The following is a 13,813-nucleotide window of genomic DNA, read 5'->3' as shown; positions in this document are numbered from 1 at the left end:
GAGCAGCAGACGCTGCCCTCCGTGACGGCGTCCGCCACCGTGTCCGTCGAGAGCTGAACAATCGATGACCGACGGCTGAACGTTCGCGTCCCGTCCCTCATGACCGGGGGACGGGGCGCGGTGTTTGTAGCGCAATTGATGCCTGGCCCCGTTAACGGCCCAGAAATTGACTAGGAAATTCCTGATAATGTGACGGCGGTCGCTGCCGTGCCGGGGCCCCGCCCGGAGACTACGGTCGGTGACCGGCCCGGTTGAAGGGACAGACCGGTCCCAGCATTCCTCGGTAGGGCGTCGGCAATAGCGCCGGAGGGGTTCGCGCGGCCCACAGACGCCCCGCAACCCCGGACCTCTGCCACAAAGAGCTCTTGCGGTGTTCAAGGAGGACGTCCATGCCGAGCAGCAACGAGCAGCCCATCCCCGCTGCCCGCCCGGTCATCGGTGAAGAAGAGATCGAAGCAGCCGTACGCGTACTGCGCAGCGGCCGGGTCGTACAGGGCCCCGAGGTGGCCGCGTTCGAGGAGGGCTTCTCGGAGCTCGTGGAGGGGCGCCACTGCGTGGCCGTCAACTCCGGTACCTCCGCGCTGCACCTCCTTCTGATGGCTTTGAACATCGGCCCGGGTGACGAGGTGATCGTCCCGTCGTTCTCGTTCGCCGCCTCGGCCAACGCGGTCCGCCTGGTCGGTGCCGATGTCGTCTTCGCCGACATCGAGGCGGACACCTACTGCCTCGACCCGGCCGCCGTCGAGGCCGCCATCACCCCGCGCACCGCCGCGATCATGCCGGTGCACCTGTACGGCCACCCCGCCGCGATGGACAAGATCATGGCCATCGCCGGCAAGCACAAGCTCGCGGTCGTCGAGGACGCCTGCCAGGCGCACGCGGCCGCGCTGAACGGCACCCCGGTCGGCGCCTTCGGCTCCGGCGGAACGTTCAGCTTCTACCCGACGAAGAACATGCACAGCCTCGAGGGCGGCATGATCTCCACGGCCGACGCCGAGGTCGCCCGCACCCTGCGCCTGCTGCGCAACCAGGGCATGGAGCAGCGGTACGCCAACGAGATCGTCGGCGCCAACATGCGCATGACGGACGTCGCCGCCGCCGTCGGCCGGGTCCAGCTCTCGAAGCTGGGCGGCTGGACCGAGCAGCGCATCGCGAACGCCGCGTTCCTCACGGAGAACATCACCGCGGCCAACGTGGTGACGCCGGTGGTCGCCGAGGGCGCCCGGCACATCTACCACCAGTACACGGTCCGTATCCAGGGTGACCGCGACGCCGCCATGGCGAAGCTCACCGAGGCCGGCGTCGGCAACGCCGTCTACTACCCGACCCCCATCCACCGGCTGAAGCCGTACTGGGAGCCGGACCAGAAGGCCGGCCGGAACTGGGACCTGCCCGAGACCGAGCGGGCGGCCGCCGAGGTCGTCTCGCTCCCCGTCCACCCCTCGCTCACCGAGGGCGACCTTGAGCGCATCGTCACCGCCGTGAACGCGCTGGGAGAGAACCTGTGACTGCTGCTGGACTGCGGGCCGGGCTGATCGGCCTCGGCTCCATGGGGCGCCACCACGCCCGTGTACTGGCCGGGCTGGACGGCGTCGAGCTGGTCGGCGTCGTCGACCCGATGGGCGACAAGAACGGCTGGGCGCAGAGCGCCCCCGTGCTGTCCACCGTCGAAGAGCTGATCGCGCTCGGCGTCGACTACGCCGTGGTGGCCTGCCCGACCGCGCTGCACGAGGAAGTCGGCCTCAAGCTCGCCGAGGCCGGGATCGGCGCTCTCATCGAGAAGCCGGTCGCGGACACCGTCGAGGGCGCCCGCCGCCTCGTCGAGGCCTTCGAGTCGCGCGGCCTGGTGGCCGGTGTCGGCCACATCGAGCGCTGCAACCCGGCGCTGCGCAGCCTGCGCTCCCGGCTGGAGGCCGGCGAGCTCGGTGACGTCTTCCAGGTCGTCACCCGCCGCCAGGGCCCCTTCCCGCACCGCATCGCCGATGTCGGCGTGGTCAAGGACCTCGCCACCCACGACATCGACCTGACGGCCTGGGTCACCGGCCAGCAGTACACGTCGATCGCGGCGCACACGGTCTCCAAGTCGGGCCGCCCGCACGAGGACATGGTCTCCGCCGTCGGCAAGCTCTCCGACGGCACGATGGTCAGCCACCTCGTCAACTGGCTGAGCCCGCTCAAGGAGCGCTTCACCTCGGTCACCGGCGAGCGCGGCTGCTTCATCGCCGACACCCTCACCGCCGACCTGACGTTCTACTCGAACGCGGCCGTGACGACCGAGTGGGAGGCCCTCCAGGCCTTCCGCGGTGTCTCCGAGGGCGACATGATCCGCTACGCCATCCCGAAGCGCGAGCCGCTCCTCGTCGAGCACGAGCTCTTCCGGGACGCGGTCCTCGGCAAGTCCCAGGACATCTGCACACTGCGCCAGGGTCTGCGTACCGTCGAGGTCGCCGCGGCCGTCATCGACTCCGCCAACAGCGGGCTCACCGTGCAGCTGACCCCGGAGGACGTGGCCAGTTGACCACCCCCGATGTCACCGTCGTCGTAGCCGTCTACAACACGATGCCGTACCTCACCGAGTGCCTGAACTCGCTGGTGGGACAGAGTATCGGAGTGGACCGGCTGGAGGTCGTGGCCGTCGACGACGGCTCGACCGACGACAGCGGCCGGGAACTCGACCGCTTCGCCGAGCGGTACCCCGGCACCGTGAAGGTGATCCACCAGGCCAACTCCGGCGGTCCGGCTGCACCGAGCAACCGGGCCCTGGAGGTGGCCACCGGCCGTTACGTGTACTTCATCGGCTCCGACGACTACCTCGGCACCGACGCGCTGAAGCGCATGGTGGCCTGTGCCGACAAGCACGGCTCCGATGTCGTCGTCGGCAAGATGGTCGGCACGAACGGCCGCTACGTCCACCAGGCGCTCTACAAGAAGAGCGACCCGGACATCAGCCTGTACGACTCGGCGCTGCCGTTCACGCTGGCCAACACCAAGCTGTTCCGGCGCGAGCTGGTCGAGCAGCACAAGCTGCGCTTCCCCGAGGACCTGCCGGTCGGCAGCGACCAGCCGTTCACGATCGAGGCGTGCGTACGGGCGAAGAAGATCTCGGTCCTCGCGGACTACACGTACTACTACGCGGTGAAGCGCGGCGACGCGAGCAACATCACGTACCGCGCCAACCATCTGGCGCGGCTGCGCTGCACCGCCGAGATCATGAAGTTCACGGCCGGTCTCATCGAGGCGGGCCCGCAGCGTGACGCGGTGTTCAAGCGCCACTTCACCTGGGAGCTCGCCAAGCTGGTCCAGGACGACTTCCCGGCCCTCGACCGGGAGACGCAGGTCCAGGTCTGCGCCGGGATCGCGGCACTCGCCGACGAGTACTTCACCGAGCCGCTGCGCGACTCGATGGACGTCAAGCGGCGGGTACGGATCGCGCTCGCCCAGCGCGGCGCTGTCACCGAGCTCGTCCGCGCCATCAGCGAAGAGGCCGTGGGGGTCCCCCCACGCCCGCAGGGCGTAGGGGGAGGCGCGCCCCCGATGCTGTTGGAGGACGGCCGCGCGTTCCTGCGCTACCCCGGCTTCCGTGACCCGGCGCTGGGCCTGCCGGACCGGCTCTTCGAGGTCATCGGGGAGTCCGTGCCCAAGCAGCTTGCCGACGGCACGGGACTGATCTCCGCCCAGTGGGAGCAGCTGGGCCAGGATCTGACGCTGGCCCTCGCGGTCCGCGTCCCGGTCGCCGGGGAGACGGACTCCGCCGTCATCCGGCTCGCCAACAAGGCCATGCCGAAGAGCGCCGACAAGCCGGGTGCCCGCCGGCTGCCCGTCGGCACCGAACTGCCCGCCCCGGCAGGTGAGCTGAGCCGCACCGCGACCGCCGACGGCAGGGGGACGGTGCTCACCGCCCGGATCCCGGTCAAGGCCGCGAAGGCCAAGCTCGGCGTCCGCGCCTATCTGGACGTGGCAGGCTCGACGTACGAGGTCCCGGTGAAGACCCTGGGCCGACCGCTTCCCCTGGCCCGGCGCTGGCGCGAGAAGGTTCCGTACCGTATCTCCGCCAACGCGAACGCCAAGGGGCGGCTGGTGATCACCACGGCTCCGCTCTGGGAGTCCCCGTCGTCCGGCGAGGGCAGCCGGCTGCGCCACTTGATGTCCCGTGTGAAGAGGAAACTGACCCGATGAATATCTGTGTAGTCGCGCTCGGCAAGATCGGGCTTCCGCTCGCCGTGCAGTTCGCCGCCAAGGGCCACAAGGTCATCGGCGCCGACGTCAACGAGAAGGTCGTCGAGCTGGTCAACGCCGGCACCGAGCCCTTCCCCGGCGAGCACGACCTGGACGTCAAGCTGAAGCAGGCCGTCGACGCCGGGCTGCTGTCGGCCACCACCGACACCGCCGCGGCCGTCGCGCAGTCCGAGGCCGTCGTGGTCGTCGTCCCGCTGTTCGTGGACGCCGAGGGCACCCCGGACTTCGGCTGGATGGACTCCGCCACCCAGGCGATCGCCAAGGGCCTCAAGCCCGGCACCCTCGTCTCCTACGAGACCACCCTTCCGGTCGGCACCACCCGCACCCGCTGGGCGCCGATGCTCCAGGAGGGCTCCGGCCTCACCCCCGGCAAGGACTTCCACCTGGTCTTCTCGCCGGAGCGCGTGCTCACCGGCCGGGTCTTCGCCGACCTGCGCCGCTACCCGAAGCTCGTCGGCGGCATCGACGAGGCCTCGACCAAGCACGGTGTGGAGTTCTACGAGCAGGTCCTCGACTTCGACGAGCGCGCCGATCTGCCGCAGCCGAACGGCGTGTGGGACCTGGGCACCGCCGAGGCCTCCGAGCTCGCCAAGCTCGCCGAGACCACGTACCGCGACGTCAACATCGGTCTGGCGAACCAGTTCGCGCGCTTCGCCGACAAGAACGACATCGACGTCAAGAAGGTCATCGAGGCCTGCAACTCGCAGCCGTACAGCCACATCCACCAGCCCGGCATCGCCGTCGGCGGCCACTGCATCCCGATCTACCCGCGGATGTACCTGTGGAACGACCCGGAGGCGACCGTCGTGCGCGCCGCGCGCGAGGCCAACGCCGCGATGCCGGATTACGCCGTCGACCTGCTCGCCGCCGCCTACGGCGACCTGAAGGACGTGAACGTGCTGGTGCTGGGCGCCGCCTACCGCGGTGGCGTCAAGGAGACGGCGTTCTCCGGTGTCTTCGGGACCGTCGAGGCCCTCAAGGCGCGCGGCGCGGTGCCGTTCGTCTCCGACCCGATGTACACGGACGAGGAGCTCTCCGCGCACGGCCTCACCCCGCACCAGGGCCAGACGGTCACCGCGGCGATCCTCCAGGCCGACCACGCCGAGTACCGCGAGCTGGCGGCCTCCGACCTGCCGGACGTCACCGTCCTGGTCGACGGCCGCCGCACGACGGACCCGGCCCGCTGGGAGGGCGTCCGCCGCGTCGTCATCGGCGGCTGAGGACGGCCTGTCCCGTACGTAACGACCTGAGGCCCTGCCCCGCGCACCTGTGGGGCAGGGCCCGCTCGCAGGAGGGTTCCCCATGACCTGGTTGATCACCGGCGGCGCCGGATTCATCGGCTCGCACGTGGTGAAGGCGATGGCCGATGGCGGTGAGCGCGTCGTCGTCCTCGACGACCTCAGCACGGGACGCACCGAGCGGCTGCCCGCCGGTGTCCCGCTGGAGGTCGGCACCGTCCTCGACCGTGACACCGTGGACCGCGTCCTGCGCGAGCACGCCGTCACCGGGATCGTGCACATCGCGGGCAAGAAGCAGGTGGCCGAGTCCGTCGAGAAGCCCCTCTACTACTACCGGGAGAACGTGGAGGGCCTGCGGGTCCTCCTCGACGCGGCCGTCGCCGCAGGGGTGAGCCGGTTCCTGTTCTCCTCCTCCGCCGCCGTGTACGGCATGCCCGACGTCGACCTCGTCACCGAGAAGACGCCGTGCGCGCCCATCAACCCGTACGGCGAGACCAAGCTCGCCGGCGAGTGGCTCGTCACGGCGGTCGGCGCGGTGCACCCGATGGCGACCGCCTCGCTGCGCTACTTCAACGTGGCGGGCGCGGCCACCCCCGAGCTCGGGGACGACGGCGTCTTCAACCTGGTGCCGATGGTCTTCGAGCGGCTCACCGCCGATGACGCGCCCCGGGTCTTCGGCGACGACTATCCGACGCCCGACGGCACCTGCATCCGCGACTACATCCATGTCGAGGACATCGCCTCCGCGCATGTCGCGGCGGCCCGCCGGCTCGCCGCCGACCCCGACGCCCGGCTGATCCTCAACATCGGCCGCGGCGAAGGAGTCTCGGTCGCCGAGATGGTCGGGATCATCCAGGACGTCACCGGTCACACCGACGTCGAGCCGCAGGTGACCGAGCGCCGCCCCGGCGACCCGGCGCGGGTCGTGGCCTCCGCCGACCGCATCCGCGAGGAGCTGGGCTGGAGCGCGCGCCACGACGTCCGGGAGATGGTCGAGTCGGCGTGGGCGGGCTGGCAGCTGCGCCATCCGTAGGTCAGCCGGCCATCCGCACAGCTCAGCCGGTACGAGGAAGGGCCCCCGGGACGTATCCCGGGGGCCCTTCCTCGTACTCGTATCAGCGCTCTTCGAGGAACAGCTTCTCGAACTGCTTCCGCACGACGGGCCAGTCCCACGCCGAGAGTGCGTGCTCGGCCGCGAGCTTGCCCGCGTCGCGCCACGCATCCTCGGTGGCCGTGGTCTCCAGGATGCGCTTCGCCGCCTCCTCGGGGGAGCCGACGACCCAGCCCTCCGGGTAGAGGGTACGGGCGCTGTTCGGCTTGCCCGCGTAGAACGGCCAGTCGCGGGCGACCGGGACGGCGGCGCTCGCCGCACCCTCCATCAGGCCCACATGGCAGCCCTCACGGACCGAGGAGCTGATGATGGTGCCGATCTCTTCGAGCTTCGACGGGACGTCGTCCGTCGGACCGAGCCGCAGCACCGCGCCGGACTCCTCCAGCGGGGCCAGCTCCTTCTCGAACTCGCGACGGTACTCGCGGGTCGCGCGGCTGGTCTTCGGGTCCATGTCGCCACCGACCAGGATCAGCCGGTAGCGCTCGTCGTGCCTGCGCACCCGCTCCAGGACGTCCACGGCCCACTTGGGGTCCTTGGCGACCTGGCTGATACCGATCAGACCCAGGTTGAAGCGGGCCTCGGCCGGCTTCGGGCGGGCGAAGCCCGACAGGTCCATCGCGTTGTCGAGGATGTGGAAGCGAGGTGCCTGCTCACCGCGCAGCTGCGGGACGAGCGAGGCGGCCAGGTCCTTGACGTGCGGGGCGACGAAGACGAGATCGTCGATCCGCGAGAAGTCCGTCATGTGCGGCCAGCGCGTGAACGCCTCGTAGCTGTGCAGCCGGACCACGATCCGGGTGTCACCCGGGTCGATGGTGGTGAGCATCGCGGCGGGACCCACCGACCAGTCGAGGAAGACCGTGTCGGCCCAGTCGAGGTGCGGGCGGATCAGCCGCTCCACCTCTTCCTGGTAGTCGCTCGTACCGCCCGACAGCCGGTCCTCCAGCATCCGCCGGCCCGCCCACGCGATCCGCTTCAGCGGCTTCGTCGCGGCCAGGTCCAGGAAGCGGAGCTCGACATCGGGGTGGTTCCCGAAGTGCTCCAGGATGTGGTGGAGGAAGTTGTCGTTGGCGCTGGTGGTCACCAGCAGCCGCAGCGGACGGTCCTTGGGGGCCGGGGCGGCAGGGGTCCTGCGGCCCTGCGGACGGCTCAGCGCCTGCATCGCCTTCGAGCGGTACAGCGGGGCGACGAAGCCCTCCGCGTCCTTCGCCAGCGGCGAGGACAGCTGGTCGATGTGCAGCACCCGGTGGAAGTCCAGGAACAGCGCACGGTCCAGCGCGCCGGCCGCCGCGTCGATCTTCCCCGCGGCGAACTTCGCGTCCGCGTGGGCGAGCTGGGCCGCGACCGCCCTGTCGAGATGACGCGGGCTGATGCCCTTCGTGATCTCCTTCATGACGCCCTCGTCGAGCAGCTGCGCCTTGAGCCCGAGGTCCGGGATCTTCGACGCGGCATCCGCGAGCGCTATGGCGGCGCCGCTGGTACGGCCCGCCCACTGCATGCCCTCGGCGACGTAGCGGGACGTCACGGCGCGCACCTTGGTCGGCACACCGGGAGCGGTCACGGCGGAGCGCCACAGCCGGGCACCGACCGTGGAGCGCATCACGGGCCGCGCGGTCGCGGTCCGCAGCAGCGTGGCCGGCAGTCCGTCCACGGAGCGGCGCACATCGCGGGCGACGGCGTCGAGCGGAGGCAGGACCGAGCGGCGCGGGACGCTGCCGCCCTGCGCCCGCAGGCCCTCGACGGCCTTCAGCGCGGGCGCGAGACCGAACATGGCCTCGGCGCTGCGGTTGTACTGCGCCAGTCGCCACACGGTGTACACGGCGCCCGGGTCGAGGGCGACCAGGACATCCGCCTTGCGGGCGCGGGCGCGCAGCCACGAGTCGCCCTTCGACTGCATCCACACCCGCATACCGAGCGGGGAGGTGCGGGCCTTGCGGCGCAGCGCCTGGCTGCGGTGCGCCACGCTGCGCGGCAGCTGGTGCAGCCCGGCCAGCTCCAGCGCGGCGATCTCCTCGGCGTTGGACTCCAGGTGGAACGTGCCCGCCAGGTGCACCCGCGCACCCTGGGCGTTGAACTTGCGCACCGAGTCGGCGAGCACACCGAACTGCGGCTTGGCAGCGGCGATGAACAGGACTTCGGTCACGGGGTGGGTCCTCCGGCGACGATCGACTTCTCGGCGAGGGGCGCCACGTCCTCGGTGCCCGGCGCCGCGGCGTCACCGGCCGTGAGCTCCTGGGCCCCGGGCGAGGTGCGCTCCGCCAGGAACCCCTCGACGAGGTTCTTCACGGCGACGGTCATCAGCGCCTCGCGGGTGAACTGGTCCGCGTGGGCCATGGCTTCGGCGTGCACCTCGTCGCTCGTCTCCACCGCCATGTGCGCGGCCTTGACGAACGACTCGGTCAGGCCCTCCTCGTCGATGCCGACGGCGCCCGTCCACAGCGGGTGGCCCTCCAGCACGTTCGACGCGTCGTGCTCGACGACGTGCGCCGAGACGATCGGGAGGCCGGTGGCCATGTACTCGTACACCTTGCCGGAGGTGACGTAGCGGCCGCCGATCAGGATCAGCACCATGGCGTCCCAGCCGGCGTAGATCTGGGCGACCTCGGCCTTGGCGGCGGGACCGCCGAAGTGGACGCCGTCGGCCTCGGCCTGCTTGAGGATCTCCGTGTGACGGTTCGCCTCACGGCCGGCGCCGTTGCCGATGTGGCCGCGCACCTCGAAGCGCGCGTTGGCCAGCAACGGCTCCTTCTCGCGGGCCGCCCGCCAGGCGTTCAGCACCGTCTCCAGGTGCTGGGGGGTGAAGTTGACCGTGCCGAGGTAGCCGAAGACCAGACCGGACTCGGGGTCCGGGTTGTGGGCGCGGCCCGGCGAGCTGTCCGCGTCGTAGCCGTTGCGCACGACGTGCACCCGGTCCGCGAAGTCCGGGTAGCGCTTGCGGTAGTGCTCGGCGATCGGGTCGTTCACGACCCAGAGCGAGACCGCCTGGTCGAGGATCTTCTGCTCCCAGCGGCCCTCTTCGGAGTCGCGTCCGAAGGCCTCGATGCCCTCGATCACGTCGATGGACCAGCCGTCGCGGAAGTCGACCGCGTACGGAACCTGCTTCTCCTCCCACAGCTTCCAGGCCGCGGCGAGGTTCACGTACGGGACGCAGCTGGCGAGCAGCAGGTCCGCCGGGTGGTCCTGGTGGATCCGCAGGACGGCCTGCTCCAGGTCCGTGCGCCACTCACCGAAGTTGGGCTCCGGGAACGGCTTCATCTGGCGGCGGCGGAGCTTGGCGACCCAGCCGTTGGGGTTGAGCGCACGCGCCTCGTCGTAGAGGCGGATGTCCGTCTCCAGATCCTCGCGCGCCAGCGGCAGCTCGACGATCTTGACCTTGGGGTCGACCTGCTCCAGCAGGGTCAGGTCGACGCCGGAGTCCCGTTCCCAGGACTCCTGGGCGACGGTGACGACGGTGACGTCCCAGCCCACGTTGATGAACTGGTTCGCGGTCTCGCGCATGCGGTACGCCGAGCTCTTGGCGGCCGGCGGGAATCCGATGGCGAGGTAGATCACATGAGGCCGCTTGCCTTCCGCGGGCAGCCCGGACCTGGGAGACGCTGACATAACCGGTGACGCTAGCACGGTGACATGTACGGATTCGGGCCACCTGTCTCCGCGTCGCCCCCTGCTGGGGGAGGGCGGGACCGGGGCCGGTGCTCCGTCACGCGTGCCGGCTGCCCCCCTTCCACTCTTCCATGATCCGGACAACGTTCTGAGCGGCCCGGCCGTCGCCGTACGGGGTGCCGGGGTCGGCGGTCGGCACGGCACGGGTGACCGTCGCGGCCCACTCCTCGGGGGAGAGGGTGTGCGGGTCGGGAACAAGGACGTTCCAGCCGGTGTCGACGGTTTCCACCCATTCGGTCTCGGGGCGGACCGTGGTGCAGATGCGCTCCAGCAGGAACGCCTCCTTCTGCAGACCGCCGGAGTCCGTGACCACGCCGGTGGAGGCCAGTACGGCGGCGACCAGACCCGCGTACGGCAGCGGGCGGCCGACGTGCACATTGCCCTGCGCCAGGTTGATGCCGTGCGCCTCGGCACGCGCGACCAGGCGGGGGTGGGCCAGCAGCGCCACCGGCACCGGCAGCTTGGCCATCGACTCGATGATGGCGGAGAGCCGCTCGGGGTCGTCCGTGTTGTCCGGGCGGTGCAGCGTCGCCAGCAGGAACGGCTGCGACGGGTCGATGCCCTCGGGCAGCGCCGGCGCGGCGTGCTCCCCGGCCCGCACGGCGTCCCGGATCCGCAGACAGATGTCGACCATGACGTCACCGGCGAGCTCGGCGCGGTCGGCGAGGCCCTCGCTCGCGAGGTGGCGCATGGCCTCCTCGGTCGGGGCCAGCAGCAGATCGGCGCAGTGGTCGGTGAGGACGCGGTTGTGCTCCTCCGGCATCCGCCGGTTGAAGGAGCGCAGGCCCGCCTCCAGGTGCGCCACCGGCAGGTGCATCTTCACGGCCGAGAGCGCACCGGCGATGGTGGAGTTCGTGTCGCCGTACACGAGCACCCAGTCCGGCTTCTCGCGCTCCAGGACCGGGTCCAGGGCGGAGAGCACGGAGCCCGTCTGCACACCGTGGCTGCCGGAGCCGACGCCGAGGTGCACGTCGGGGTCAGGGATGCCGAGGCCGTCGAAGAAGACGTCGGAGAGGTCTGCGTCGTAGTGCTGCCCGGTGTGCACGATGAAGTGCTCGTGCTCGGTCTCCGCGAACGCCGCCGCGATGGGGGCGAGCTTCACCAATTGAGGACGGGCTCCGACGATGCTGATGACTTTCACTGAGCACTCTTCTTCTTGGTCAGGGCGATGGCAGGCGTGTCACGGTCTCACACCGCTCGCAATGGTAGGCAATCCGCGCACTGACCAGGCCCGGGTCATGAGGCCGCACCGGCCGGGCGGCCGTATGCAGGCAATGGTCAGGACGCCCGTGCCAGCCACACGGCGACCGCATAACGATTTCGTGAACCGTCTGCGTACTTCGGCCGAAAACGGGTCACCCGGGACCCTCCGCGCAGGCGGACGGCCCCGGGTGCGAGGTCCCCGGCGCTTCTCAGCGGCCGTCGGTGAGGACGTCCGACGCAGGCACCCAGTAGCCCGCCAGGCCCCCGGCCGTGATCCGGCACATCGCCCTGCCGTTGACCAGCGACCGGCGGTCGAAGGGCGCGGTGGACGATTTGGCGAATGTCACAGTCCGGGTGCTGCCGGCCCTGCTGCCCGTGCCGAGGCGGTAGCAGGTCACCGCGCGGTTCGCGGGGAGGGCCAGCGTCCGCTCCGGCCGGTAGACCGTGGGCAGGTACTCGCCGAGCAGGAAGGCCTTGGGGTAAGCCTCGCCGGCCCACCAGCCCTCGTAGGCGCCCGCGGCGATCCGGTACGCCACGCCGCGGCCCTTGATGCGCCGCCGCCGGTTCGCCGGTACCTGAGTGGGCCGGGAGAAGGTCACGGTCCTGCGGGCGAGCTCGGCGTCGCCCTTCGAGGCGACGTAGTCGCCGTCCGCGTCGGTGTCGTACCGGTACAGGGTGTGCGCACCCGCGGCGAACGCGACGGGGGAGCCCGCGGGCAGGAACCCGGCGGGGAAGTCGTCGGTCAGCAGGTCGGTCATGTGGGCGAAGCGGGGGCTGCCCGTCTGCCAGTGCAGCTGCCGGTACAGATTGATGTGGTGCTGGTGGTACGACGGCGTCGGGATCCGGTGCGTGTGGCAGTAGTACGAGGCCCAGCGCTGGTTTCGCAGCGTCGGGAAGCAGTGCTCCATGGTCGTGCACGCGCCGTCGTACAGCCGGGCCGCGAGGGTGTTCCCCGTCGCCTGGACGTAGTCCCAGAGCCCGAGCATCGCGAAGATCATGCCGTTGTACGTGCAGTCCGACGCACCGGGAGCGGCGACGGGGTACTCCTGGATCCACACATAGCCCGCGCTGTCGCGGTTCACGACCCACGGACTGCCGTCGTCACCGCGCAGCAGGGAGGCGAACGCGCCGTCGGCGGCCGCCCGGTAGAGGCTGCGCTCCGCCGCGGTCACGCCGTCGAGCCCGGACAGCTGGGTGAAGAGGCTGATCGCCTCGCCCTGCGCCATCCCGGAGTACCACGGCGCCCGGTAGGAGATGCCGCTGTGGGAGCGGTGCGTGAAGTCGAACGGGTACGGGAAGTACCACGCGCCGCGCGCCTCCACCCGGGTGTCGATGAGGCGCTGCGCCTGGGCCTTCGCGCGCTTGAGGAAGAGCGCCTTGCGGGCGGGGTCCTTCTCGGTGCGGTGGCTGGTGATGCAGCCGAGTCCGAACTGGATCTGGGTGACCGGCTGGTTGTACCCGGCCGTGGCCCTGCTCGGGCGGTACATGATCACGCCGGCGGGGTCGAGGTAGGTGTGCTCGGTGTCCGGGGTGATCCTGGCCCAGCTCGTGGGCCGGTCGCGCCAGGGCCGCAGCTGTTCCGGCAGGTCCGGCAGCGCCGTGTAGCCGGAGGTGTGGAACGTGAACGGCAGCGTCGTGGGCATGTCGTCCCGTACGGCCTCGGCGGTAGGGGTGCTCCGGGTGCGGGGGATACGGACCGGCTGGTCGGGCGCGCTGATCACGCCGTCGGCGGGCTGGTCCGGAAGAGGTGGCAGTGGGGGCGCCACGGCACGCCTGCCCTGCAGGCCCGGAGCCGCGGGCGCGCCCGGGCCGGCGTCGGCGGCCAGCGCCGTGCTGCCGTCCGTGCCGACGAGGGCGGCGCCGATCGCTGTGCTGATCGCCGTGCCGAGCGCCGTGCTGCTCGCGAGGTGGATGAAGCGTCTGCGATCCAGCGCGGATCGGCTTCCATCAGCCATGCCTGAGCCCCCCGAGGAAGACCAACGATGGCTGGGGATCCTAGGGCGGGCCCAGGTGGCAATTCATGACAGACACGCGGCAACCGGAACGGCCGACTCGATCGAGTGCCTGAGCCGGCCTCCCGGCCATCACGGGGTTGACGCGCTGCGGCGTCCAGCGGCGTCCTGCCGGGTCCTGCGGGGCTGACGCGGCTGACGAACGTCGCCCACTGCGGCTGACACCCGGAGCCCGCTGTGACCGGCGCCCGGCGGCAAAGCTCCGGCACAGCCGACGCCCGGCGCCTTTCCCGGCGGACGCCCAGTCCCGGACAGGACCTGGGTCCTGTCCGGGCGGGCCTGTCGGCCTGATCGCCCGGACTTCGAGGAACAGGCCGCGGCGTCGGATGCATGGGGTCTCCCCAGGCCCGGAG

At 70.8% G+C, this 13,813-nt stretch carries 9 protein-coding genes; 5 read left to right on the top strand and 4 right to left on the bottom strand.

Going from position 1 to position 13,813, the window contains the following annotated elements:
* Nucleotides 1-389: 389 nt before the first annotated feature.
* The 5 genes from ACWGI8_RS26160 (at nucleotide 390) to galE (ending at nucleotide 6,507) form a co-directional block, all read left to right on the top strand.
* Nucleotides 390-1,508, top strand: a complete 1,119-nt coding sequence (locus tag ACWGI8_RS26160) for a DegT/DnrJ/EryC1/StrS family aminotransferase (RefSeq protein ID WP_453664470.1) — start codon at nucleotides 390-392, stop codon at nucleotides 1,506-1,508.
* Entirely contained in the window at nucleotides 1,505-2,518 is a 1,014-nt protein-coding gene (locus tag ACWGI8_RS26155) for a Gfo/Idh/MocA family protein (RefSeq protein WP_453664468.1), read from the top strand. The genes ACWGI8_RS26160 and ACWGI8_RS26155 overlap by 4 nt, the downstream gene beginning before the upstream one ends.
* Nucleotides 2,515-4,176, top strand: coding sequence for a glycosyltransferase family 2 protein (locus tag ACWGI8_RS26150; protein ID WP_453664467.1), 1,662 nt, complete (start codon nucleotides 2,515-2,517; stop codon nucleotides 4,174-4,176). The genes ACWGI8_RS26155 and ACWGI8_RS26150 overlap by 4 nt, the downstream gene beginning before the upstream one ends.
* Nucleotides 4,173-5,456 carry a nucleotide sugar dehydrogenase gene (locus ACWGI8_RS26145; protein WP_453664466.1) on the top strand — a complete coding sequence of 428 codons (1,284 nt, stop codon included), beginning with the start codon at nucleotides 4,173-4,175 and terminating at the stop codon, nucleotides 5,454-5,456. Before ACWGI8_RS26150 ends, ACWGI8_RS26145 begins: the two co-directional genes overlap by 4 nt.
* An 82-nt stretch (nucleotides 5,457-5,538) precedes the next feature.
* Nucleotides 5,539-6,507 carry a UDP-glucose 4-epimerase GalE gene (gene galE / locus ACWGI8_RS26140; RefSeq protein ID WP_453664465.1) on the top strand — a complete coding sequence of 323 codons (969 nt, stop codon included), beginning with the start codon at nucleotides 5,539-5,541 and terminating at the stop codon, nucleotides 6,505-6,507.
* Nucleotides 6,508-6,589: 82 nt separating this feature from the next.
* Here the strand turns inward: galE and ACWGI8_RS26135 are convergent, their stop codons facing one another.
* The 4 genes from ACWGI8_RS26135 to ACWGI8_RS26120 form a co-directional block, all read right to left on the bottom strand.
* Nucleotides 6,590-8,725, bottom strand: coding sequence for a glycosyltransferase family 1 protein (locus ACWGI8_RS26135; protein ID WP_453664464.1), 2,136 nt, complete (start codon nucleotides 8,723-8,725; stop codon nucleotides 6,590-6,592).
* Nucleotides 8,722-10,134 carry a glycosyltransferase gene (locus ACWGI8_RS26130; protein WP_453664471.1) on the bottom strand — a complete coding sequence of 471 codons (1,413 nt, stop codon included), beginning with the start codon at nucleotides 10,132-10,134 and terminating at the stop codon, nucleotides 8,722-8,724. The genes ACWGI8_RS26135 and ACWGI8_RS26130 overlap by 4 nt, the downstream gene beginning before the upstream one ends.
* 148 nt (nucleotides 10,135-10,282) lie before the next feature.
* Entirely contained in the window at nucleotides 10,283-11,386 is a 1,104-nt protein-coding gene (gene wecB, locus ACWGI8_RS26125; protein WP_453664463.1) for a non-hydrolyzing UDP-N-acetylglucosamine 2-epimerase, read from the bottom strand.
* 271 nt (nucleotides 11,387-11,657) lie between these two features.
* Entirely contained in the window at nucleotides 11,658-13,403 is a 1,746-nt protein-coding gene (locus ACWGI8_RS26120) for a D-glucuronyl C5-epimerase family protein (protein WP_453664461.1), read from the bottom strand.
* Nucleotides 13,404-13,813: the final 410 nt, after the last annotated feature.

It is taken from the genome of Streptomyces sp. NPDC054841, from assembly GCF_053611045.1.
Note: the sequence above shows the minus strand (reverse complement) of the source record. Positions and strands in the feature narration are given on the sequence as shown.